This window comes from Candidatus Omnitrophota bacterium, assembly GCA_021735655.1.
Classification (GTDB): domain Bacteria; phylum Omnitrophota; class Gorgyraeia; order Duberdicusellales; family 4484-171; genus JAHKAJ01.
On record JAIPGM010000010.1, the window covers coordinates 1 to 23,107 of the forward strand.

23 protein-coding genes and 1 tRNA gene are annotated in these 23,107 nt (G+C 38.6%); 23 read left to right on the top strand and 1 reads right to left on the bottom strand.

Annotation, left to right across the window (positions count from 1 at the left end):
• The first annotated feature begins 406 nt into the window (after positions 1 to 406).
• From K9L86_07205 to K9L86_07215, 3 genes are all read left to right on the top strand, one after another.
• Positions 407 to 841 carry a hypothetical protein gene (locus K9L86_07205; protein MCF7908637.1) on the top strand — a complete coding sequence of 145 codons (435 nt, stop codon included), beginning with the start codon at positions 407 to 409 and terminating at the stop codon, positions 839 to 841.
• A gap of 19 nt (positions 842 to 860) precedes the next feature.
• Positions 861 to 1,226 carry a hypothetical protein gene (locus K9L86_07210; protein ID MCF7908638.1) on the top strand — a complete coding sequence of 122 codons (366 nt, stop codon included), beginning with the start codon at positions 861 to 863 and terminating at the stop codon, positions 1,224 to 1,226.
• Between the two features lie 148 nt (positions 1,227 to 1,374).
• The gene (locus tag K9L86_07215) at positions 1,375 to 1,554 is read left to right on the top strand and encodes a hypothetical protein (protein MCF7908639.1); all 180 of its coding nucleotides are present in this window, start codon (positions 1,375 to 1,377) and stop codon (positions 1,552 to 1,554) included.
• Here K9L86_07215 and K9L86_07220 read toward each other — a convergent pair.
• On the bottom strand, positions 1,551 to 2,027 hold the full coding sequence (locus K9L86_07220; protein ID MCF7908640.1) for a hypothetical protein: 477 nt from the start codon (positions 2,025 to 2,027) through the stop codon (positions 1,551 to 1,553). The two genes, K9L86_07215 and K9L86_07220, sit on opposite strands and share 4 nt — an antisense overlap.
• A 275-nt stretch (positions 2,028 to 2,302) precedes the next feature.
• Here K9L86_07220 and carB point away from each other — a divergent pair, with 275 nt between their 5' ends.
• From carB to bamA, 20 genes are all read left to right on the top strand, one after another.
• A complete protein-coding gene (carB, locus tag K9L86_07225) occupies positions 2,303 to 5,506 on the top strand; it encodes a carbamoyl-phosphate synthase large subunit (GenBank protein ID MCF7908641.1) in 3,204 nt (1,067 codons plus the stop codon).
• A 13-nt stretch (positions 5,507 to 5,519) separates the two neighbouring features.
• Positions 5,520 to 7,037 carry a DUF1846 domain-containing protein gene (locus tag K9L86_07230; GenBank protein MCF7908642.1) on the top strand — a complete coding sequence of 506 codons (1,518 nt, stop codon included), beginning with the start codon at positions 5,520 to 5,522 and terminating at the stop codon, positions 7,035 to 7,037.
• 43 nt (positions 7,038 to 7,080) lie between these two features.
• On the top strand, positions 7,081 to 8,529 hold the full coding sequence (locus K9L86_07235) for an amidophosphoribosyltransferase (GenBank protein MCF7908643.1): 1,449 nt from the start codon (positions 7,081 to 7,083) through the stop codon (positions 8,527 to 8,529).
• Positions 8,530 to 8,897: 368 nt separating this feature from the next.
• Complete coding sequence (hisG, locus tag K9L86_07240) at positions 8,898 to 9,773, top strand: ATP phosphoribosyltransferase (protein ID MCF7908644.1); 876 nt, start codon at positions 8,898 to 8,900, stop codon at positions 9,771 to 9,773.
• Positions 9,774 to 9,961: 188 nt separating this feature from the next.
• Positions 9,962 to 10,954, top strand: a complete 993-nt coding sequence (locus tag K9L86_07245; protein MCF7908645.1) for a tetratricopeptide repeat protein — start codon at positions 9,962 to 9,964, stop codon at positions 10,952 to 10,954.
• Positions 10,944 to 11,783 carry a transketolase gene (locus tag K9L86_07250; protein ID MCF7908646.1) on the top strand — a complete coding sequence of 280 codons (840 nt, stop codon included), beginning with the start codon at positions 10,944 to 10,946 and terminating at the stop codon, positions 11,781 to 11,783. Before K9L86_07245 ends, K9L86_07250 begins: the two co-directional genes overlap by 11 nt.
• A 1-nt stretch (position 11,784) precedes the next feature.
• A complete protein-coding gene (locus tag K9L86_07255; protein MCF7908647.1) occupies positions 11,785 to 12,714 on the top strand; it encodes a transketolase family protein in 930 nt (309 codons plus the stop codon).
• Positions 12,659 to 13,552, top strand: coding sequence for a 4-(cytidine 5'-diphospho)-2-C-methyl-D-erythritol kinase (gene ispE, locus K9L86_07260; protein ID MCF7908648.1), 894 nt, complete (start codon positions 12,659 to 12,661; stop codon positions 13,550 to 13,552). The genes K9L86_07255 and ispE overlap by 56 nt, the downstream gene beginning before the upstream one ends.
• Positions 13,553 to 13,623: 71 nt before the next feature.
• A complete protein-coding gene (locus K9L86_07265) occupies positions 13,624 to 14,040 on the top strand; it encodes a septation protein SpoVG family protein (GenBank protein ID MCF7908649.1) in 417 nt (138 codons plus the stop codon).
• Positions 14,041 to 14,099: 59 nt separating this feature from the next.
• Positions 14,100 to 14,171, top strand: a tRNA-Gln gene (locus tag K9L86_07270).
• Between the two features lie 24 nt (positions 14,172 to 14,195).
• The gene (locus tag K9L86_07275; GenBank protein MCF7908650.1) at positions 14,196 to 15,476 is read left to right on the top strand and encodes an NTP transferase domain-containing protein; all 1,281 of its coding nucleotides are present in this window, start codon (positions 14,196 to 14,198) and stop codon (positions 15,474 to 15,476) included.
• Positions 15,477 to 15,479: 3 nt separating this feature from the next.
• On the top strand, positions 15,480 to 16,430 hold the full coding sequence (locus K9L86_07280; GenBank protein MCF7908651.1) for a ribose-phosphate pyrophosphokinase: 951 nt from the start codon (positions 15,480 to 15,482) through the stop codon (positions 16,428 to 16,430).
• Between the two features lie 2 nt (positions 16,431 to 16,432).
• Entirely contained in the window at positions 16,433 to 17,134 is a 702-nt protein-coding gene (locus K9L86_07285) for a 50S ribosomal protein L25 (protein MCF7908652.1), read from the top strand.
• A 1-nt stretch (position 17,135) separates the two neighbouring features.
• Complete coding sequence (pth, locus tag K9L86_07290; protein MCF7908653.1) at positions 17,136 to 17,711, top strand: aminoacyl-tRNA hydrolase; 576 nt, start codon at positions 17,136 to 17,138, stop codon at positions 17,709 to 17,711.
• A 44-nt stretch (positions 17,712 to 17,755) separates the two neighbouring features.
• Positions 17,756 to 18,106, top strand: coding sequence for a 30S ribosomal protein S6 (gene rpsF / locus K9L86_07295; protein ID MCF7908654.1), 351 nt, complete (start codon positions 17,756 to 17,758; stop codon positions 18,104 to 18,106).
• Positions 18,107 to 18,119: 13 nt separating this feature from the next.
• Complete coding sequence (gene ssb / locus K9L86_07300) at positions 18,120 to 18,554, top strand: single-stranded DNA-binding protein (GenBank protein MCF7908655.1); 435 nt, start codon at positions 18,120 to 18,122, stop codon at positions 18,552 to 18,554.
• A 1-nt stretch (position 18,555) separates the two neighbouring features.
• A complete protein-coding gene (gene rpsR / locus K9L86_07305; protein MCF7908656.1) occupies positions 18,556 to 18,819 on the top strand; it encodes a 30S ribosomal protein S18 in 264 nt (87 codons plus the stop codon).
• A gap of 43 nt (positions 18,820 to 18,862) precedes the next feature.
• Entirely contained in the window at positions 18,863 to 19,306 is a 444-nt protein-coding gene (rplI, locus tag K9L86_07310) for a 50S ribosomal protein L9 (protein ID MCF7908657.1), read from the top strand.
• Between the two features lie 32 nt (positions 19,307 to 19,338).
• Positions 19,339 to 20,694, top strand: coding sequence for a replicative DNA helicase (gene dnaB / locus K9L86_07315; GenBank protein ID MCF7908658.1), 1,356 nt, complete (start codon positions 19,339 to 19,341; stop codon positions 20,692 to 20,694).
• Positions 20,695 to 20,772: 78 nt separating this feature from the next.
• Positions 20,773 to 23,043, top strand: a complete 2,271-nt coding sequence (gene bamA, locus K9L86_07320; GenBank protein MCF7908659.1) for an outer membrane protein assembly factor BamA — start codon at positions 20,773 to 20,775, stop codon at positions 23,041 to 23,043.
• The last annotated feature ends 64 nt before the right edge of the window (positions 23,044 to 23,107 follow it).

Below are 23,107 nucleotides of genomic sequence, written 5' to 3' on the forward strand. Positions count from 1 at the left end.
CCTTTACGGGGTCAATTAAGCCCCAGAAAAACAATACAACCTATAACCTATCTACTCTGTGACTATCTATTTATTCTACTGATAATCCAGAGTTTTCACCAACTATCATTGAACAATTATCGTATCATCTCCTTTAATATTGCATAAACCCTTGATAAATGTTAATTTATCAAGGGTAAATTCGACTAAATCCTTGACATTCGAAATGTCAAGTACAAGTCTCATTTACAATTGTAAAACATTATTTGACAATTGTCAAGTATAAATTTTAATATTTTGTCGAAAAAAAAGGTCCAATTTCATTGACAAAATGCAAATTAGCACTATTTTCCTTGCCGATACTCAGTTAAACCGCTATAATAGGGCTGTTAGAAGTAGTTAAAAAGGGAAATGATTGGAGAATAAGTTGAAGAAGATCGTGGTTACAGGCTGTTTATTGTCGGTTATAACCCTGCTTTTGAGTTTTAGTTTGGCAGAGGCTAAGAGCAAAGGTAAGTTTCTACCTTCGAGTGAGGAGTTTTTAGGTCCCGAAGGTAAGTTTAAGGAAAGTTCTAAGGATTTAAAATTAGAAAAAAAAGAGTTTTTAGGCAGTTCAAGTGATATTGGTTTTGATTCAGTCGAAGTTAAGCCATCAACAAAGGAGTTAATGAATTATAAGTATCGGGCTGTTGTCATTGATCGAAAATATTATTTGTTTGGAAAAAGACGTTCTGTATCGAGTGGAAAGTTTGCCCTTTCAGAGTCGGTAAGCTCTTCGAGTTTTAATTCTTCAAGTTATGATTTTTTACCGTCTAGTAGTGAATTCAAGGTTAAAAAAAGAAAAGGTAAGGCTGGTCGTTAGGTTAAGTTAGGAGGTGGGTATGGTTGGATTGGTTAAGTTAGTTGGTATGGCTGTTTTTGCTCTCGGAGTAATTTTTTTCTTAAAACCAGACCAGATAAAGAAATGGTTAAATTTTTGGATGCAGGAGAACCATCTTTACATGGGTGGGTTGTTGAGCATTTTAGTTGGCATTGTTTTTCTGATTGCCGCTGCTAGATGTAGCATTCCTTGGATTATTGTTGTTTTCAGCATTATGAGCTTAATTAAGGGTGTGGCCTTGTTTGCCTTAGGTTCTAAAAAGGTAATTGCTTTCGCCGAAAAGTTTACTAAACGTCCGCCAAAAGCTTTGCGCCGGTTTGCGATACTATCTTTAGCTTTTGGAGTTTTGCTCATCTACGCTGCTTAGGAAATAAGTTGCATATGCAAAGGGAACGGATCTGTTGATAGACCCGTTCCCTTTTTTTATTGGAAGCGTTTACAGTCAGGCACCTCCTAGTTATTGATTCGTTTCATTGCTAGCGATAGAATAATAGTAGGTAGAAAGGAGGTGCGAAATGTTAAAAAACAAAGAGGAGAGAATAAGAATTTTTCAAGTAGTTAGCTTGGGTGAGGAGTTAGCTTGCGAAGAGATTGCAAAGATTTTAAAAAAAGATATAACTTTGAATCCCGAGAAGCCAGATGTTTATTTTACGGTTACTGAGCATCCCGAAGAAAGCATTGTGGTTAAAGGTTAACCAAGGACTGAATGAACCCAATCACCGATATGGTGAGCGAGGATAATTACAACTAGGGCTATTAAAAGGTGTTCTGCGACAACCTTCCAGGGGCGTTTTTCTTGGCCTCGAGCAATATAAAAATTAAAGGCAACTAGAAGCAGAATCCCCCAAAATACACTCAGGGTGATTGCGGTTTTAAGCTTTAAGAGTAATAGGGGGGCTATAAAACTGAGAGAAACAATAAATTTTGAGAGAAAGGTGTAGATAGTTGTTTCCCATATTTCTTTGTGGCTATGTTTGTTTTCAGCCTCTTCAGAGACATGTATGCCTAAAGCATCACTGAAAGCATCAGCTATCGCAATGATTATTATCCCGCCGATAACCGCTAATCTCGAGTTAGTTCCTGAATGTAGTCCGACCATAAGTCCGAGAGTAGTAATAATGCCGGAAGTTAGGCCAAAGCTTACTCCGGTTTTAATTTGGTGTTTCATGATATTAATCATAACAGAATTTTCTTTTTTCGTCTAGCCCGAAGTTATTTTTAAAGATAGTTTCTATTTTTCTAAAAAAATCTTGACATTTTTTATAATTTTGTTATCCTTTATTCTAAGTATTTATGGTGGAGATGACAAAGGCGTCCTTTTTACTTACAGCGAAGTGAAGGGGCGCTTTCACTATTTTTGAGGGGTTCATTTTTTTTGACTTAGAATGCACAAAAATTGGGCACTTTTTTTACAGCGTTTAATCAACTGGGAGGTAAAAGTAAATGGCAAGACGCAAAGATATTAAAAAAGTTTTAATTATTGGTTCTGGTCCGATAATCATCGGCCAGGCGTGCGAATTTGACTATTCTGGCACTCAAGCTTGCAAGGCTTTAAAAGAAGAGAGCTATGAGGTAGTTTTAGTTAACTCTAATCCAGCCACGATCATGACCGATCCTGGTACAGCTGATAAAACCTATATTGAACCTCTGACTATAGAAAGTCTAGAGGAAATTATTAAAATTGAAAGGCCTGATGGTCTTTTGTCTAATTTGGGTGGTCAGACCGGGCTTAATCTTTCATCAGGTCTTTTTAAAACCGGTATTTTAGAGAAGTACGGTGTTGAGATTATTGGGGTTAAGGCTGACGCTATTGAAAGAGGCGAAGATCGTATTGCTTTTAAAGAGACAATGAATAAGTTGGGCATAGAAATGGCTCGTTCTGCTCCTAGTCATTCAGTTGAAGAAGCTGAAAAAATAGCCTCAGAGTTGGGCTATCCGGTAGTTTTGCGTCCAGCTTACACCATGGGGGGAACCGGAGGAGGAATTGCCTACAATGTTGAAGAGTTAAGAACGATAGTGGCTAGAGGTTTGGCGGTAAGCATAGTTAATCAGGTTTTGGTTGAAGAGTCAGTTATTGGTTGGGAAGAACTAGAGCTGGAAGTGGTCCGTGATGCTAATAATAAAAAGATCACTGTTTGCTTTATCGAAAATATTGATGCGATGGGGGTACATACTGGAGATAGTTTTTGTACTGCACCAATGTTTACGGTGCCGGAGAAGCTACAAAAGCGGATGCAAGAGCTTTCTTATAAAATTGTTGATGCGATAGAGGTTGTTGGCGGTACTAATATTCAGTTTGCTCATAATCTAGTTGATGATCGTCTGGTGGTAATTGAGATTAACCCTCGAACCTCACGTTCCTCAGCCCTAGCTTCTAAAGCTACTGGTTTTCCGATTGCCCGGATTTCAACCAAATTAGCAGCCGGATTAACCCTGGATGAAATTCCTTATTGGAGAAAAGGGACTCTTGATAAATACGAGCCTTGGGGCGACTATGTGGTAATTAAATTTGCCCGTTGGGCTTTTGAGAAATTTCCGGCGGCAAAAGATGTTTTGGGTACACAGATGAAGGCAGTTGGAGAGGTAATGAGCATAGCCAAAACTTTTAAGGAATCGTTTCAAAAAGCGATTCGTTCTTTAGAAAGTAAAAGGTATGGTTTAGGCGGAGCAAAGAATTTTAAAGAACTTTCTTTAGACAAACTAAAAGAAAAATTAGCTCAGCCTTCCAGTGAGCGGGTGTTTATTATTTATGAGGCTTTGCGTAAAGGGATGAGCGTTGAAGAGCTTTATCAGCTAACCTTTATCGGTCGTCAGTTTCTTAAGGAGATGCAGGAGTTAGTTCAATTTGAAGAGGAATTACTTAAAAGTTCATGGAAAGACTTACCTAATGAAAAATTAGCTAAAGCTAAAGAGTGGGGTTTTTCTGACCGTTATCTAGCCGGATTGTTTAATATTAAGGAAAAAGAAGTTAGAACTAAACGTTTGGCCATTGGAAAAAAAGTTGCCTATGAGCCAGTTCCGGTCAGTGGTGTGGAAAATGCCGCTTATTACTATTCAACCTATAATGCTAAAGATAAAGTTGAAGTTTCCGATAATAAAAAAATAATGATTTTGGGTGGCGGACCTAATCGTATTGGCCAGGGTATTGAGTTCGACTATACCTGTGTGCATGCGGCTTTTACTCTTCGTGATGAAGGCTATGAATCGATAATGGTCAATTGCAATCCCGAGACAGTCTCTACTGATTATGATACTTCTGACAAGTTATATTTTGAGCCTTTAACCATTGAAGATGTTTTAGCAATCTACGATAAAGAAAAGCCGATTGGAGCAATTGTTCAATTTGGAGGTCAAACTCCTTTAAACTTGGCTAAAGAGTTAAAAGAAAATGGGGTAAATATTCTTGGTACAACACCGGAGAGTATAGATTTGGCCGAAGACCGAGAGCGTTTTCGAGAAAAGATGATAAAATTGGAAATTCCTCAACCAGAAAGCGGCACAGCAAGATCACTCGAAGAAGCTTTAAAGATTGCTAGAGAAATTGGTTTTCCGCTGATGGTTCGACCTTCCTATGTGCTTGGTGGTCGAGGTATGGAGGTTATCTATGATGAAGAAGCTTTACAAAAGTACGCCAAGGAAGCAATAAAGGTTAGCCCGGAGCATCCGATGCTTATTGATAAGTTTCTAGAGCATGCGGTTGAAGTTGAGGTTGACGCCTTGGCTGATGGTCAAGATGCTTTTGTTGCTGCGGTTATGGAGCATATTGAGCTAGCTGGAGTTCATTCCGGAGATTCGGCCTGTGCCATACCTACTAGAACTGTTACTCAGGAGCAGCTAAAGACAATAGACGAATATACGGTTAAGATTGCCAAAGAACTTAAGGTAATTGGATTAATGAATATACAGTATGCTATTTGTGATGATAAAGTTTATATCTTAGAGGCAAATTCTAGAGCTTCACGTACAGTTCCGATTGTTTCTAAGATTACTGGAACCTCTATGGCTAGGATCGCTACTCAGCTTATGCTTGGTAAAAAGATTGCAGATTTCCCTGAACTAAAAACTCGAAAGTTACCTTATGTCGGAGTGAAGGAAGCGGTTTTTCCTTTTAATATGTTTCCTGAAGTAGATCCGTTGCTAGGTCCTGAGATGAGGGCAACTGGGGAGGTTATGGGCATTGGCGAAACTTTTGGAGCGGCTTTTTATAAGGCTCAGGCTGCAGCCGGTACTGCTTTACCTTTAGCTGGTAATGTTCTTTTGACCGTGAATGATAAGGATAAGTCGGAGCTGCTACCGATTGCTAAAAAAATTAAAAAGTTAGGGTTCAATATTTACACTACTGAGGGGACAAGTAGCTTTTTGGAAAAAGGGGGCGTAGAGAGTATTTTGATAAAAAAGTTGCATCAAGGAAGACCGAACATTGCAGATTTGATAAAAAATAAAGAGATTCATTTAGTTATCAATACTCCCGCTGGACGTAACAGCAAGCATGATGATAGCTATATTCGAATGCTAGCTATCCAACAGAAAATTCCTTATATAACATCAATGGCTGCTGCTCAAGCCAGCGTTGAGGGAATAGAATCTGCTATCGGCGCGAAGTGTCCGCCAAAGTCTTTACAGGATTATTACCGGTTGCTTGTTTAATTTGGAGAATATAATGGTAAAAAAAATCGGTTTTGATAATGAGAAGTATTTAGAAGAACAGAGCCAGGCAATTCTTGAGCGGGTGGAAAGGTTTAATAATAAGCTCTATCTAGAGTTTGGTGGAAAAATCGTTTTTGATTATCATGCTTCAAGAGTTTTACCGGGATTTGATCCTAACGTGAAGATGCGGCTTTTGCAAAAGTTGAAAGATAAGGCCGATATTATTCTTTGTATCTATGCTGGCGATATTGAAAGAAGAAAAGTGCGAGCCGATTTTGGCATTACCTATGATGTCGACGCGCTTAAGCTGATAGATGATTTAAGAGCTTGGGAGATCAATGTTGCGGCAGTAGTGATTACTCGTTTTGAAGATCAGCCTTCAGCAATAATTTTTAAAAATAAACTCGAGCGGAGAGGAGTAAAGGTTCATACTCATCGATTTACTAAGGGCTATCCTACTGATGTAGATTTGGTAGTTAGTGATAAAGGCTATGGTGCAAATGCCTATATTGAAACCGAAAAGCCGTTGGTCGTGGTCACCGGACCTGGCCCAGGGAGTGGAAAGTTAGCTACCTGCCTTTCTCAGTGTTATCATGAGTACAAAAGAGGCGTAAAGGCTGGCTACGCTAAGTTTGAAACTTTTCCAATTTGGAACATCCCGCTTAAACATCCGGTAAATATTGCCTATGAGGCAGCTACTGCTGATTTAAGAGATTTTAACTTAGTAGATCCTTTTCATTTGGAAACTTATGCTGAGACATCAATCAATTACAATCGCGACGTAGACGCTTTTCCCTTGTTGCGGAGAATTTTAGAAAAGATAACTAAGGACGAATCGTTTTATAAATCTCCGACTGATATGGGGGTGAACCGAGCTGGATTTGGGATTGTTGACGATGCAGTCGTTAGGGAAGCAGCCAAACAAGAGATTATTCGCAGATATTTTCGCTATCGTTGTGAATATGTAATGGGTTTTGTTGATAAGGGAACAGTTGAAAGATGCGAATTGGTAATGAAAGAGCTTAAACTTGATCCTCAAGACAGAGTAGTAGTTGCCCCGGCCCATGAATCTGCTAAGCAAGCACAGGGCAAGGGTAAAGTTAACGGAGATATCTTTTGCGGTGCAGCTATCGAGTTAAAAGACGGATCAATCGTAACCGGAAAGAACTCTTCTTTAATGAATGCTCCTTCAAGTTTAATTTTAAATGCGATAAAAGAATTGGCCGAAATTCCTGATAAGATTCATCTATTATCACCGGTAATACTTAAATCGATTGAAGATTTAAAGAAGAGTTTATCTAGTAGTGCTGATTTGAGCTTAGATTTAGAGGAGACACTTATTGCTTTAAGTATAAGCGCGACTACTAATCCAACTACCCAGTTAGCTATAGAAAAGTTAAAAGAATTAAAAGGCTGTGAAGTTCATACGACGCATATTCCGGCCCCCGGCGATGAAGCCGGTTTAAGGAGTTTAGGGGTTAATCTTACTAGTGACCCTAATTTTTCTTCTAAGAGTCTTTTTGTTGTATAAGTACAACTAAGTTCTGAAAACGATTTGATTAGGAGGTAAAGCTATGAGTGGAATTTTTGGAGCAGTTTCTAAAAATAATTGTGCAGAGATTATACTTTATGGTACAGATTATCATTCGCATTTAGGAACTGAATACGGTGGCATGGCAGTGTTAGGTGAGACCTTCCAGCGGCAAATACACAATATTGCCCAAACTCAATTTAAATCTAAATTTTATGATGAATATAAGCAGATGAAGGGCAATAAGGGCATTGGTGTTATAAGTGCTCTAGAAGAGCAGCCGATGTATTTAAATTCTAAATTTGGCCCTTTTTGTATTGTTACTAATGGATTAATTGAGAATATTTCTGAATTAGCAAAAGATCTTCTTAGGGGGGGGGTTTCTTTTACCGAGATAAGCAAATATGAAGTTAACGAGACTGAACTAGTAGCAAAGTTAATTAATCAAGGTAAAGATTTAATTGATGGTATCGAGCAAGCGTTTGCTAAAATTCAAGGATCTTGTTCTCTTTTATTGCTTAATAAGGATGGTGTATATGCTGCTAGAGACAAGTTCGGCTACACTCCGCTTGTAGTCGGCCAGCGTGCTGATGCTATGGCAATTACATCAGAAAGTTGTAGTTTTGTGAATAATGATTTTAAAATAGTTAAATATTTAGAACCGGGCGAGATAGTTTTAGTTACCGAAAAGGGAATGGAGCAGAAGAAACCCGGTGGCAGCACTAATCAAATTTGTGCTTTTTTCTGGATTTACACTGGATTTCCGGCTTCAAGTTACGAAGGTATCAATACCGAAATCGTAAGGGAGCGTTGTGGTCGTCAGCTTGCCCGTGGCGATAAAGATATAGAGGTAGATGTTGTTTCAGGAGTTCCTGATTCTGGGGCAGCTCATGCTATTGGTTATGCTATCGAGAGTGGTAAACCTTACCGCAGACCTTTAGTTAAATATACTCCCGGATATGGCCGTAGTTATATTCCACCTTCTCAAGTTACCCGCGATTTAATAGCGAAGATGAAACTAATTTCGATTAAGGAAATTATTGATGGCAACCGAATCGTTGTTTGTGAAGATTCAATTGTTCGGGGAACTCAATTGAAGAATTTTACCGTAAAAAAACTTTGGGATTCAGGAGCTAAGGAAATTCATGTTCGGCCGGCTTGTCCGCCGCTTATGTTTCATTGTCGATTTAACCTTTCAACTCGCAGCAGTGACGAGCTTGTAGCTCGTCGGGCAATCCGAAGCTTGGAGGGTCGCGATATAAAAGACTTATCCGAGTACCTTGATCCGAATTCTCAAAAATATAAGGAAATGTTGGATTGGATTGCCAAGGATTTACAAGTTACCACTCTTAGGTATCAAACCGTAGACGATATGGTTGAGGCAATCGGCTTACCTAAGGAGAAACTTTGTCTTTACTGCTGGACCGGTGAATGTCCAGGATCAAAGAGCTGCGACCAAAATAGTTGTTCAACAGGTTGCCAAACAAAGTAAACTAGGTTAAAAAATCGATTATAAATGAATAAGGCGTTTCTCCTAATACGAGAAACGCCTTATTCATTAAGAAGACCCCCCTCCCCGAAAACGGAGAGAGGGTCCGTGGCTTTTGACTCTCTAGGACAGAGAGCCTTCACTAAAGGATAACATCTTTTTCCCTTGTGTTTCAAGAGGTTATGAAAGTATTCGTGAAAACGCTTACAAGGGTTAAATTTGAATATAGTTGCTGTTTTTTATAAAATAACTCAATAAAACCGGGTATCTCTATTTCTATCTTATTCAGCTAACATTTTTCTTTACAATTTAATTAGTGCAGTGTATAATCTAACCTCGTTGAGACATAAACTATTAAATAGTATAAGATTATGGATGTATTAAAGTTAGGCATACCTAAGGGAAGTTTACAGGAAAAAACCGTCGAGCTTTTTCGGATGGCCGGTTTTAATATCTATACTAGCAGTCGGTCGTATTTTCCGACTATCGACGATTCTCAGGTAAAGGTGGTTATGGTTAGGGCTCAGGAGATGTCTCGCTATGTTGAAGAAGGAGTACTTGACTGCGGGATCACCGGAGAAGATTGGGTTTTAGAGAATTCATCGGACGTTTTACGTTTGGCTGAACTGCGTTATGCAAAACGCACGCTTAATAAGGTACGTTGGGTAGTTGCAGTAAAGGATGATTCTAAAATAAAGAAGCTAGCCGATTTGAAGGGCAAGCGCATCGCCACCGAACTTTTAGGTTATACTAAAAAGTTTTTTAAAGCTAAAAAAATACCGGTTGATGTTGAGTTTAGTTGGGGGGCAACTGAAGTTAAGGTAAAAAGCGGTCTAGTTGATGCGATTGTTGAGCTTACTGAGACCGGTGAATCGCTTAGAGCCAATGGTTTAAAGGAAATCGCTACTATTTGTTTGTCGAGTACTCAATTTATCGCTAATAAATTAGCAGTAAAGAATAGCTGGAAGAAAAAGAAAATTGACTATATACTTTTACTTTTGAAAGGAGCCTTAGAGGCTCGTGATAAAGTGGGTTTGAAACTTAATATTAGGAAAGAAAATTTGGAAGAAATATTAGCGCTTTTGCCAGCCTTAAAGAAGCCAACTATTTCTTCTTTAACTTTAAAAGATTGGGTTGCTTGTGAAGTAATTATTGAAGAAAGCCGGGTGCGCGAAATTCTGCCGCTTCTTAAAGAAAAAGGAGCCCAAGGAATTATCGAATACCCCTTAAATAAAGTTATTTATTAAGAGGATAGTATGCCTTGCGGAAAAAAAAGAAAGCTAAAGAAAGTTAAAAGACATTGGTTTAAAAAAAGAAGAAAACAGCAAAGACACAAGTCTAAATAATAGCTTATTTTTATCTTGGGTTCCATGCTCTTTTTCTATTTTATATTTAAAAAACGCCACCTTACTTGGAGTTAAAGCAAGGAATAAAAGTGAAGCCTATAACTGGGTTAAAACTTAACCCAAAACATCTTCTGGTCTGCTTATTGGCTGTATTTCTTGTGCCTTCCTTTTTAGTTTCTCCTTGTTTTTCTAAAAGCCGAAAAAATGTTACTAAGCTTTATAGTGATTATCTAAATGGTCTTCATTATTTCCAGCGAGGGGAGTATGAGACCGCATTGGATAGTTTTAGGGCTGCTAAAGATAAGGATCCTGATTCGGTTCATCTCTCTTTGAAGCTAGCCGCAGCGTTAATCCGTTTAGAACGAATGGATGAAGCCGAAGAAGTTTTGCTCAAAGCAAAAAAGGCTGACCCTGATAATCTTGATATCTCCTTAGTTTTAATTTTTATTTACTCTTTAACTCACGACGATCAACAGCTTGAAGTCGAATACGAAAATTTTTTAAAGAAGGCTCACGAATTAAAACCAAAAGATCTCGGAATTTCTGAATATTTAGCTCAGTTTTATTTTTACAAAAATAAACCTACCGAGGCAATAAAGGTTTATGAGAAGATTCTTGAAAGCAACCCGAATCATGTCGGAGCAATTTTTTGGTTGGGCTATCTTTATGATGAGTCTGGCCGACGTAAAGAGGCAATTGATGTTTGGAAAAAGGGGCTGGCAATTGATGAGTCACACGCTCCGATTCTAAATTCATTAGGTTATGTTTATACCCTTGAGGGTGAGAATCTCGATCAGGCAAAAACAATGATCGAAAAAGCTTTAGAACAAGAACCGGAAAATGGCGCTTATCTTGATAGCTTAGGTTGGGTTTATTTTAAACTGGGTAATTTAGAAAAAGCTAAAGAATATCTAGAGAAAGCAATAGCCAACATCAAGGATCCGGAAATATTCGAACATTTAGGTGATCTTTATGCTGAGACTGGAGAACCGGCTAAAGGCCTTGAGTACTATAAAGAAGGTTTAGCTCATTTTCCCAATCACAGCTCTTTAAAGAAAAAGATTGAGCGCTATGAAAAATAAAACTGAGTTTTTAAAGAATAAAGCTAACGATATCAGAAAGCTTATTATCCAAATGTTGGCTGAGGCTGGCTCTGGCCATCCCGGAGGATCGCTTTCTTCAGCTGACATAATTGCTTGTCTTTATTTTGAGGTTTTAAACCATGACCCTAAGAATCCTGCTTTGGTTGATCGTGATCGATTCCATCTTTCTAAGGGGCATTGTTGCCCGGCAGTTTATGCAGCCTTAGCTTTAAGTGGATATTTTCCTAAGCAAGAGATATTTACTTTGAGAAAATTCGGTTCTATTTTACAGGGGCATCCTGATCGAAGAACTCCTGGCATTGAGGTGGCCAGTGGATCCCTCGGACAGGGAATTTCGGTAGCTTTAGGCATGGCTTTGACTGCTAAGCTTGATAAGAAGAGCTGGCGGACATATTGTCTTATTGGTGACGGAGAGAGCCAGGAAGGAAACATTTGGGAGGCAGCAATGGCTGCGGCTCATTTTAAGTTGGATAATTTATGTGTGATTGTCGATTTTAATCGTTTTCAAATTGATGGTCGGATAGAAGAGGTGATGGCGCTTGAGCCCTTAGTAAATAAGTGGGAGTCGTTTGGTTGGCATGTTATTGAATGTGACGGTCACAATGTTGAAGAACTGGTCCAGGCTTTTGGTAAGGCAAGAACAGTTACTTTAAAGCCAACGATAATTGTTGCTCATACGGTCAAGGGTAAAGGGGTTTCTTTCATGGAGCATGTTGCTGATTTTCACGGAAGAGCTCCGACTGAGAAAGAAAAAGAAGTTGCCTTTAAGGAACTTCAAGATATTGAACAGGACGAAAAAGAGTTATAATATGGAAAAGCTATATGCACGAGACGTTTACGGCCAAACTTTAGTTGAGCTGGGTAATAAAGACGAAAATTTAATTGTTCTTGATGCTGATCTTTCCGGATCAACTCGAACCGTTTTTTTTCAGCGAGAATTTCCTGAACGGTTTTTTAATTTTGGCGTTGCTGAGCAAAACATGATGGCTGCCGCAGCTGGTATGGCCAGTTGCGGAAAGATTGTTTTCGCTTCAACTTTTGCTATGTTTGCTACGGCTAGGGCTTTGGACCAGGTACGAAATTCTATTTGTAGTAATAACTTTAATGTTAAGATTGTCGCCACTCATGGCGGGATAAGTGTTGGTGAGGACGGAGCATCTCATCAAGCTTTAGAAGATGTAAATTTTTTCAGGGCTATTCCGAATATGCGGATAGTGGTTCCGGCTGACGGACCTCAGACAAGGGAAGCGGTCATTGCCGCTTATGAGGCTCAGGGTCCAATCTATATTCGTTTGGGACGCTCAAAAGTTCCTACCTTAGAGAATAAAAGTAAGTTCATTCTTGGTAAGGGCCAGATTCTCGCTTCCGGCGAAGGCCTGGCGATTATTGCTTGCGGAGCCATGGTTCAAGAGGCATTGGCTGCCCGTCAGATTCTTGAAAAAGATCAAATATCGCCAACTATAGTTAATATGCATACGATAAAACCGATTGACGAAGAGTTACTTATAGATATAGCTAAAAGTCATAGCAAGATTCTTGTTTGCGAAGAACATCAAGTTCGTGGAGGTCTGTTCTCAGCAGTGGCCGAAGTTTTAATTCGCAAACAACCGATTCAGACCGAATGCATTGGGGTCCAAGATTCGTTTGGGCAATCAGGATCGCCTAAGGAGCTCATGGATTTTTATGGTCTCTCCTCTGATTGTATCGCTGAAAAAGCGAAAAAACTCATGCGGCAGTAAGGCCTGCATTTTAAGTCCTGCCAAAATAAACCTATACCTTAATATATTAGGTAAGTATCCCGGTGGCTATCATTGCATCGAAAGCATTGTTGAGCGTATCTCTCTAAACGATAGAATTAAAATTACCGTTAAATCTGATCCGGAAATTAAAATTTTTTCAAATGATAAAAGCCTCCAGACAAAAGATAATCTTATTGTTAAGGCGGCCGAATTAATAAAAAAACATTACAAGATTCCTTTTGGCTTATCGATAAAGTTAGAAAAGAATATCCCAGTTGGCTCTGGCCTAGGTGGAGGGTCTTCTAATGCGGCCAGCACCTTGATAGTCTTAAATACTCTTTTTGACCTTAAATTAGATAAGTCTGAGCTATATAAATTAGGGGCAAGGCTTGGTAGTGATGTAAATTTTTTTATTTCCGAAAGTAAGTTTGCTTTGCTTAAAGGAAGGGGCGAAAAGTTAATGCCATTGAAAATTGATAAAAAGTTTTCTCATTTTATTATTTGGCCTAAAAAAAGCATATCAACTAAAGAGGTCTATGACCGCCAGAAAGCGAAATTGACAAAGTTTTTCAATAGTGTTAAGATATTGCAGTACGCACTCGCAGAGGGTGACATTTTTTTGATAAAGAAAAACATTTTTAATGTTTTAGAAAAAGAGGCTTGTAATATTTGTCGAGAATTAAAGCTAGCAAAGCAATATTTGAGCAATAAAGGAATTTTCACTAAAGTTACCGGAAGCGGTAGCGCGCTTTACACGATAGGGGCTTCTTCATCTCTGAGAATTTTTAAAAAAGGATTGCCGTCTTCTTGGACTGTGTTTAAGGCACAGACCTTTTGAATAGATGTTTTTGATCTTTAGAATATTTGTGCCAAACAGCTATGAGTATCGTGAAAAGGAGGTAGCAAGAGATGGAGATCACAGAAGTTAGAGTTTCTCTTCGAGAAAGCGAGGGAAAGCGGCTCAAGGCTTACGCAACAATTACTTTTGATAATTCTTTTGTCGTGAGGAACATCAAAGTGATTGAAGGAAACAGCGGCTTATTTGTTGCTATGCCAGCAAGAAAACTTAAGCAGTTCTGTCCTCGTTGTGGAAAAAAAGTTGACGTAGGGAGTCAGCATTGTAGCCATTGTGGGGTACAGCTGCCGCCTGCTCCTAGGGGCATGGAAGAAAATCGACAAGCGACTCATCAGGACTTAGCCCACCCAATTAATCAAGAGTTTCGCGATTATCTTCAGGCCAAGGTTTTAGATGCCTATCAGCAGGAAAAGAAATCACCGACTAAGAGGGAATATAAAGAAGAACCAAAGGCGGAAGAGACAGCTTAAATCGCAGATTTTTTAAATAGCTTTTAAACATATCTTTATTTATTTAATAGATTAATTTTTGCCCGGTAGTGTAATTGGCAACACAGCAGCTTTTGGAGCTGCCCTTCCTGGTTCGAGTCCAGGCCGGGCAGATATTATTAAGGAAATTTAAAAACATGAAACAATTTACGGCGATAGTTTTGGCGGCAGGAAAAGGAAAGCGGATGAATTCTGCCCAGCCCAAGGTTTTAGAGAGTTTAATGGGGAAGCCGTTAATTTATTACGTGATAGCTGAATTACTGCTTTTGAAGAAACAGGTTAAACAGATAGTAGTAGTTACTGGGTATAAGGGTGAGCTGGTTAAAAAAGAAGTAAGGAATAACTTCCCGGAAGTTTTACATTACTTAGAGTTTGTTAATCAGAAAAAATTAGATGGAACAGCTAAAGCAGTTCAGCTGGGGAGTAAAAAAGCAAAGCATGGTAATATTTTAGTTGTCTGTGGCGATACGCCGCTTATAACTAACCTAACGCTTAAAAAATTTATTGCTTCTTACTTAAGAAAAAAACTTGCTTGTTGCGTGCTTACTGCGGTTATGGAAAGAGAGAATTCCCTTGGCCTAATAGTTTATGATAAGTTTGGAAAGTTAAAAAGTATTACTGAAAAGATAGAGCTAAAAAATAGTCGTAGAGGACTTTTGATTTTCGGAGAGGTCAATAGTGGGATTTATTGTTTTGAACGTAAGACCTTGGTTAAAAATTTAGCGAAGATTAAAATGAATAAACGGAAAAAAGAGTATTTTCTTACTGATATAGTTGAAATTCTTTATCAGCAGAAAGCCATTTTAGGTTCTTACCTTTTGCCTAGCTTTCAAGAGATAACAGGCATAAATAGCAAACAAGACCTAGCTTTGGCTAGACGACTTATGCAAAGAAGAATTATTGAAAGCCTTATAAATAGGGGAGTTAACGTTATTGATCCGGAAACTACCTTCATTGAGGCCGGGGTAAAAGTTGGTAAAAACACTGTAATTTATCCCTTTACCTTTATTGAGAAAGGTGTTATAATCGGCAGCTGTTGTTCTTTGGGACCTTTTGCCCGTCTGCGAAAAGGTACGTCTATAGGTGATAATTCGCATATCGGTGACTTTATTGAGCTTAATCGTAGCAAGATTGGCCGTAATGTAAGAATGAAGCATTTTGGCTATATTGGCGATGCCGTAGTTGAGGATAACGTAAACATCGGCGCCGGAACAGTTACTGCTAATTTTGACGGCAAACTTAAGCAGAAAACTTACATTAGGAAAGGTTCTTTTATCGGCTCAGATACTATTTTAGTTGCCCCTTTGGAAGTAGGAAAGAATAGCACAACTGGGGCCGGAAGCGTAGTCACTAGGAATGTTAAGTCAGGAACGGTGGTTGTGGGAGTTCCAGCTAAAAAATTAAAGAAGCGAGGATGATTAATGGATAAAATGGTAATTTTTAGCGGTAGCGTCAATAAGAAGCTTGCTAATAAGATTTGCGGGAAACTTAATGTAAAGTTAGCTAAAGCTATTACTACGCATTTTAGTGACGGCGAGATTAGAGTTGAAATTGGTGAAAACGTAAGAGGAAAAGATGTATTTATTATTCAACCGACTTGCCCACCAGTTAATGAAAATTTAATGGAATTATTAATCATGCTTGATGCTCTTCGTCGGGCTAGCGCTAAAAGAATCACTGCAGTCATTCCTTATTTTGGTTACGCTCGTCAAGACCGGAAAGATCAGCCACGAGTACCGATAACTGCAAAGTTGGTGGCGAATATTTTGACCGGCGCCGGAGCAGATCGAGTTTTAACGCTTGATTTACACGCTGGCCAAATTCAAGGGTTTTTTGATATTCCTTTGGATCATTTATATGGTATTAATGTTTTTGTTGATTATTTTCGAAGAAAAAAAATCAAAGATTTGGTTATAGTCTCTCCTGATGTCGGAGGAATAAAGATGGCCAGGGCTTATGCTAAGCGGTTTAAGGCCGGGTTGGCTATCGTTGACAAGCGAAGGAACTCACCGGAAGCAACAGAAGTTATGCATATATTAGGTGAAGTTAAAGATAAAAACGTTATTTTGGTTGATGATATAATTGCTACTGGTTCTTCAATAGTTGAAGCTGCCAGGGCTATAAAAAAAGCCGGGGCCAATAAAGTATTCGCAGCGATTACTCATGGAATTTTATCTCGGGATGCAGTTTCAAAAATTAACAAGTCGACTATAGATGGTTTGGTTATTACCGACTCTATTCCTTTAGATGATGCTAAAAAAAGTAAAAAAATAAAAGTTATTTCTGTAGGCAATCTTTTTGCTGAAGCGATAAAGAGAATTCATTTTGAAGAGTCAATTAGTGGCCTGTTTAATTCATTGGAGAAGCAATAATTATGGAAAGAGTAAAAATTAAAGTAAGCAATAGGGAAGGTAAAGGAAAAGAGATAGTTAAGCGATTAAAAAAAGAGGGTTTTGTCCCGGCTGTCGTCTATAGTTCAGATATGAACGCTACCTTAACCGTACCGGTTGAAAGTTTGAAGATTTTACGAGCAATACATTTCTCAGAAAGCACGGTAATTGATATGCAGATAGAAGGAGGTAAGGAATCAGTTTCTTTACCGGTTTTAATAAAAGACGTTCAATTTAATCCAGTGACCGAGACACCGATACATATAGATTTTCTTAAAGTATCCTTGACTGAAAAAATTAAAGTTGAGATACCGATTATTTTAAAGGGTGAGTCTAAGCAAGTCAAAGAAGAGAATGGAGTTATCGAGCAAATCTTGCGTGAGCTGGAAGTCGAAGGTTTGCCTTTAGATATACCAGAACATATCGATTTAGACATTTCTGGCTTAGAAATAGGTAAATCTATTCATGTCGAGAGCCTAGCTGTTTCCGATAAACTTAAGTTAATTACCGATCCTCAGGCTACGATAGTTACAGCTTTGGCTAAGAAGGAAGAAGTTGAAGAGGAGCCTTTAGTTGAAGCAGCACCACCTGGTGAGCCAGAGGTTATTAAGGAAAAGAAGGAAGCAGCTGGAGATCAGTCTAAGGAAGGCAAGAAAGAAGACAAGGAAGATAAAGAAAAGAAATAAAGTGAAATTCATTTTTGGCCTTGGTAATCCCGGAATACAGTATAAACAAAATAGACATAATATAGGGTATCGGATAGTTGAGAAAATAGCTGAAACTGAGAATAGTTCTTTTAAAAGAAAGTTTGGCCTTGGAGGGCTGATAGCGATTACAAAGATAACGACACCGGGGGAAAGTTATTGTTTCATTAAGCCAACTACCTTTATGAATAATTCAGGCCGATGCCTTAAGGCGGCTAAAAAAAAGTATGGTTTTTCTTTAGACGATATCTTGGTAGTTTATGACGATGTCGATTTAGAGCTGGGAGTGGTTAAATTTAAGAAAAGTGGTTCTTCCGGAGGACATCGTGGCATGCAGTCAATAGTAGAGACATTAGGAACAGATCAGATAAATCGGCTAAGAGTTGGCATCGGAAGAGATTCAAGGATCGATACTGCTGACTATGTTCTTTCTGATTTTTCTGGTTCGGAATTAAAATTTCTACCGGAAATTATTAATAAGGCTGCTTTTGCTTGTTGCGATTGGGTCAGCAAAGATGCTGAGTTTGTTATGCAGAAGTATAATTCGACTAAGTCTTAGGCTTTTTAGATGCCAAGGTTAGTCTCATTAAGGAGGAGAAAAAAGTGAATCGAAATTACGAAAGTATGATGATTGTTAGATCGGATATATCCGAGGATCAGCAGCAAGAAATTTTTAATAAGATTATTAAAAAGATAGAAGACCTTGGAGGCAAGGTTTCTGTATCAAAGATATGGGCTAAGGAGCGTAATTTCTATTTTGTCTTAAAGTCAAGAGGGGCCGAGAAGAAGAAATATGATCGAGGTTGTTACTGGCTTATTAATTTCGTTTTAGCTAATGACAAGGTCGATGAGCTTAAAGAAGCCATCCGCCTAGAAGAGCGAATACTGCGCAGTGTTATAATTAACAAAGAGCATCAGGTTAAAGCAGCTATTGTAAAGACTGAGAATTCTTGAAAGGGAGGCGAATATGATAAGTTTTAATAAGGTATTTTTGGTTGGCAATTTAACTAAAGACCCTGAGTTGCGTTATACTCCTCAAGGGACAGCTGTGGCTACCTTACGTTTAGCCTCAAACCGTACATTTAAAGATAAAACCGGTCAGGCACAGAAAGATACTTGTTTTGTCAATGTTGTGGTTTGGAGTCAGATGGCCGAGGTTTGCAATCAGTACTTACAGAAAGGAAGGCAAGTCTTGGTTGAGGGGCGTTTGCAGTCACGTAATTGGCAGAATGCTGAGGGCAAAAATCGTAGTACTCTGGAAGTGATCGCTACTCGTGTGCAATTCATGTCTGGTGGTCAACGTCAGGAAACTCAAAATTCTCAAGAGATTGATTTAGGGGATTCACCGGAAGAGGTTGTAAATTTAGAAAGTGAAACTTCAAAGAATACAGGAGCAATTTAACATGTTGAGAAGAAAACCAAGAGATAAAAAAATCCTACCTAAAAGGGGGGTACGAGTCCAGAAGGATTGTGGTTTTTGTAAGGCCACTCTTGATATTGATTACAAAAATATAGAGTTACTTGCGCATCATATTTCTTCACGGGGCAAGATCTTGTCAAGACGGATTAGCGGCAACTGTGCGAAGCACCAACGTAAGGTATCTCGAGAAATAAAACGAGCTCGTTTTATGAATCTGCTTCCTTACGTCGGCAGAGTTTTTTCTTAAAATTTAAAATCATAATCAGGTTTAAATTAAACAGGAGCATTAGGTGAAAGTAATACTTCTTGCAGATTTAGGTAAGTTCGGTAAAGAGGGCCAGACCAAAGAGGTCAAAGACGGTTATGCGCGCAATTTTCTTATTCCACGTAAATTAGCTTTGCGGGCTAATGCTGGCAGTTTAAAGAGATTTGAAGATTTAAAGAAGGCCAAGCAAAAGAGTGTTGATATTCAAAAGAAACAATTTTCCGAGCTTAAAGAGAAAATTGAAAAGATTTCCTTAACGATTCCGTCGGAAGCAAAGGAAAATGAAGAACTTTACGGTGCAGTTAAAGAATCTCAAATTGCTAAACTTCTTGAAGCTGAAGGTATAAAGATCGAAAAAAATAAGTTTATGGTTGATGAGCCGATACGTAAACTTGGTGTTTATAAGGTCAGAATATCGCTTCATCCTGAAGTGGAAGCTATTTTGCGTCTTTGGGTTGTTAAAAAATAAATAGGTTGTCCTGCTAAATTTTAGGTTTAGTGATGAGCGTAGATAGTCCTACCCAACATCTCGATAAAATTCCGCCTCAAAATATTGAAGCAGAAATGGCTACTTTAGGGGCAATGCTGCTTGATGAAAAATCAATACCTGAGATAATTGAGCTAGTTGATGAGCAATCTTTTTATAAAAACGAACATAAAATAATTTATAATAGTATTGTTTCTCTTTTTGATGTCCGCAAGAAAGTAGATATCCTCACTATTTCTGAAGAGTTAAATAAAAATAAGTTACTTGAGCGAGCCGGAGGCTCAGCCTACCTAACTACGCTTGTTGATTTTATCCCTACCTCTGCTGGAGCAACCAGTTACGCTCGGATCGTGAAAGAAAAAGGTATTTTGCGTTCGCTAATTGATAGCTCAACTAATATTATTGCTTCGGTTTACAAGGGAGGAGCTGAGGTTAGTTCTCTTTTGGATGAAGCCGAAAAACGTATTTTTGAAATTAGTGATCGAAGAGTTGAAGGTGGATATGTTCACATAAAGGATATTATTAAGGATGGAATAGAGTTAATTGAATCTCTTTACCATAAGAAGTCTCATGTAACCGGGGTACCGACCGGATTTAAGGATTTTGATTTAAAAACTGCTGGATTACAAAAAGGCGACTTGATAATTGCCGCTGGAAGGCCATCAATGGGTAAAAGTGCCTTTGTGACTTCGATTGCTGCCCATGTGGCAGTTGAGGAAAAAATTCCGGTCGCTATTTTTAGTTTGGAAATGTCCAAAGAACAGTTAATGCAAAGATTTTTGTGTTCTTTGGCCAAAGTAGAGGTTAATCGAGTAAGAACCGGATTCCTGGCTCCTTCGGAATGGCCGATTCTAACCAGTGCTGCTGGTAAGCTTTCGGAAGCTCCGATTTATATTGATGATACCCCGGCGATAAATGTCTTTGAATTACGGGCAAGAGCCCGTCGTCTAAAGGCCCATCACGATGTTCAGTTGCTTTTAGTAGATTATTTGCAATTAGTTAGAGGTATGCGGCGTGGTGATAGCCGCCAACAGGAGATTTCAGACATATCGCAAAGTTTAAAGGCCCTGGCTAAAGAGCTCGGCGTGCCAATTATTGCCGTAAGCCAGCTGTCTCGGGCTGTTGAATCTCGAGAGGGCCATCGTCCAAAACTTTCTGATTTACGAGAGTCGGGAGCAATTGAGCAGGATGCTGACGTTGTTGTTTTATTGTTTAGAGAGGAATATTATAATCCCACTGAAGCTAACCGAGGTACAGCCGAAGTAATAATTGCAAAGCAACGCAATGGTCCAGTAGGAAGTATTCATTTGACATTTTTAAAGGAGTTTACTCGGTTTGCCGATATGGCCAGAGATGAAAAAGATATGTAATTTTAGCCTTATTCTTGTCTTCAACCGGCATTCAGAGGGTTGACTTTAACTGAGAATAGATTTATAATGATTCAAATAATGAAAAAGATAGCGATTCTAAGTTTATTTTTTTTAGGTTTTAATTTGTTTAGCTATTCACAAGATCAAACTGCCCGCATTGATATTCAGGGTAATGAAATTGTGAGTGATGCTACGATTATTTCTAAGATTAAGATTCGTGCCCGCCAAGTTTACAACGAAAATATTATCAACGAAGATGTTAAAAACCTTTACGCAACCGGTTTTTTTGAGACCGTTGAGGCTAAGAAAGAGGATTCTTCTGAAGGGGTGGTCATAACTTTTAAGGTTAAAGAAAAGCCGGTCTTGAAGAAAATTTCTATTGAGGGTGCTCGTTTCATCAGGAAAGACAAAATTTTGGCTGCTCTTGATATAAATGAAGGTTCGTTTGTTGATGAGTACTCTTTAAAAGAGGCTGAGAGGAAAATAAAAGGTCTTTACGATATTAAGGGTTTTTCTCAGGCAGAGGTTATGCACGAATCAGAAATTTCTAAAGTTAAAAATGAGATTCAGGTAATTTTTCGTATAAATGAAAAGGGAATCCTTAAGGTAAGACATGTGGCAGTAATTGGCAATTCTTCTTTTTCAGCCAGGAAGATTACTAGAATTATGAAAACCCGAAAAGCTTGGCTATTCAATAGGGGTATTTTTAAGGAAGATGTTTTGGAAGATGATTCTAATCGGATATCTGATTTTTATCGCTTACAGGGTTTTACTGATGTCGTAGTCAAAATAAACACAAGCTATAAGCGTAAAGGGGTTTATCTTAATGTAGTGATTGAGGAAGGCAAGCGTTATCATGTCGGTCAAATCAAAATAGAAGGAAATAATGAGATTACCTCCGAAGACATTTATAAAAAAGTGGTTCTAAAAACTGACAGCATTTTTAGCGAGCAGGCGGTTTATTATGACGCCTCAAGAATTAGGGAACTTTATGTAGATAGAGGCTATATTTTTTCTCAGGTTGAGCCTGAAAGTATTTTTAATTCTCAAACTGAAAAGGTTGATATTTCCTATGCTATTTCTGAGAACGAAATTGCCTATATTGAAGACGTCGAAATCAGAGGTAATGTAAAGACTAAAGACAAAGTTATTCGCCGAGAGATTCGGGCCTATCCTGGTGATAGGTTTGACGGCAAAAAAGTAAGAAAAAGTAAGGAGCGTTTAGAGAATTTAGGATTTTTTGAAGAGCTAAGATTTGGTACCGAACCTGGTTCCGAAAACGATAAAGTTGATTTAGTAGTTGACGTTAAAGAGGCTAAGACTGGGTATTTTAGTTTTGGTGGCGGCTATTCGTCAATAGAACAGTTTGTTGGCTTTGTCGAGCTTAAGCAGCGTAACTTTGATTATCGGAATTGGTCTACTTTTACCGGTGCCGGTCAAGATTTAACTTTGCAGCTAAGCATGGGGACATTATCTAATAAATATCAGTTAAGTTTTACTAATCCTTGGATATTTGATAAACCGGTTTCTTTTGGTTTTGATGGGTATAAAAAAGGACACGATCGCGACGATAATGTTGGTTATGCTTATGAAGAAGATGTGCGCGGTGGAGCTTTGCGTTTGGGACGAAAGTTTAACGATCAATGGAACGGCGGTGTAGCTTATAGACTTGAAAGGGTTGAGATAACTAATGTTATTGATGAGGCTAGTGAAGACCTTAGAGAAGAGACTGGAATTACCGATTTAAGTAGTATTGAAACACATCTTAACTTTGACAGTCGAGATAATGTATTTTCGCCGACAAAAGGTTTATTTTGGTCAAATAGTTTGCAGCTTTTTGGCGGCCCGGTTGCCGGAGATCGCGACTTTGTAAAGTATCTCGGAAGAGTTAGTTTTTACATTCCGAGCATAAAAAAATCAGTATTTGAGGTGCGCATGCAGGCTGGCCTTAGCAATCCTTTCTCAGATACTGATAAGGTCCCTATCTATGAGCGGTTTTTTACCGGCGGATCTTCTTCAATTAGAGGATATCGTGAACGAAAGGTCGGACCGATAGACGAGAAAAGTGAAGATCCAATTGGTGGAGAGGCTTTATTTGTAGGAAACCTAGAGTATACTTACCCTTTAATTAATTTTCTTAAAGTTGCCACTTTTTTTGATACTGGTAATGTTTGGCAGAAAAATAGTCATTTTATGAGCGGAAATTTAAAATCAAGTGTTGGTTTGGGCTTAAGAGTCAAAACTCCGATTGGTCCGGTAAGTGTTGATTATGGCTGGCCGCTTGACCTTGAGCCGGGAGAAGAGGAGAAAGAAGGAAGATTTCATTTTAGTGTAAGTCGTGGCTTTTGAAAGCCTTTAGTTTGATAAAAGGAAGCTAATTTAGTAGCTGTTGACATTTTAAAAAGGGGGACAA

Coding starts and splice junctions, on each gene's coding strand:
- K9L86_07230 (MCF7908642.1), top strand. CDS start 5,520: ATGGTAAAAAAAATCGGTTTTGATAATGAGAAGTATTTAGAAGAACAG.
- bamA (MCF7908659.1), top strand. CDS start 20,773: ATGAAAAAGATAGCGATTCTAAGTTTATTTTTTTTAGGTTTTAATTTG.
- ispE (MCF7908648.1), top strand. CDS start 12,659: ATGGTCTCTCCTCTGATTGTATCGCTGAAAAAGCGAAAAAACTCATGC.
- K9L86_07250 (MCF7908646.1), top strand. CDS start 10,944: ATGAAAAATAAAACTGAGTTTTTAAAGAATAAAGCTAACGATATCAGA.
- K9L86_07215 (MCF7908639.1), top strand. CDS start 1,375: ATGTTAAAAAACAAAGAGGAGAGAATAAGAATTTTTCAAGTAGTTAGC.
- K9L86_07210 (MCF7908638.1), top strand. CDS start 861: ATGGTTGGATTGGTTAAGTTAGTTGGTATGGCTGTTTTTGCTCTCGGA.
- K9L86_07280 (MCF7908651.1), top strand. CDS start 15,480: ATGGATAAAATGGTAATTTTTAGCGGTAGCGTCAATAAGAAGCTTGCT.
- ssb (MCF7908655.1), top strand. CDS start 18,120: ATGATAAGTTTTAATAAGGTATTTTTGGTTGGCAATTTAACTAAAGAC.
- rpsR (MCF7908656.1), top strand. CDS start 18,556: ATGTTGAGAAGAAAACCAAGAGATAAAAAAATCCTACCTAAAAGGGGG.
- K9L86_07285 (MCF7908652.1), top strand. CDS start 16,433: ATGGAAAGAGTAAAAATTAAAGTAAGCAATAGGGAAGGTAAAGGAAAA.
- K9L86_07255 (MCF7908647.1), top strand. CDS start 11,785: ATGGAAAAGCTATATGCACGAGACGTTTACGGCCAAACTTTAGTTGAG.
- dnaB (MCF7908658.1), top strand. CDS start 19,339: ATGAGCGTAGATAGTCCTACCCAACATCTCGATAAAATTCCGCCTCAA.
- carB (MCF7908641.1), top strand. CDS start 2,303: ATGGCAAGACGCAAAGATATTAAAAAAGTTTTAATTATTGGTTCTGGT.
- hisG (MCF7908644.1), top strand. CDS start 8,898: ATGGATGTATTAAAGTTAGGCATACCTAAGGGAAGTTTACAGGAAAAA.
- K9L86_07220 (MCF7908640.1), bottom strand. CDS start 2,027: ATGAAACACCAAATTAAAACCGGAGTAAGCTTTGGCCTAACTTCCGGC.
- K9L86_07265 (MCF7908649.1), top strand. CDS start 13,624: ATGGAGATCACAGAAGTTAGAGTTTCTCTTCGAGAAAGCGAGGGAAAG.
- K9L86_07275 (MCF7908650.1), top strand. CDS start 14,196: ATGAAACAATTTACGGCGATAGTTTTGGCGGCAGGAAAAGGAAAGCGG.
- K9L86_07235 (MCF7908643.1), top strand. CDS start 7,081: ATGAGTGGAATTTTTGGAGCAGTTTCTAAAAATAATTGTGCAGAGATT.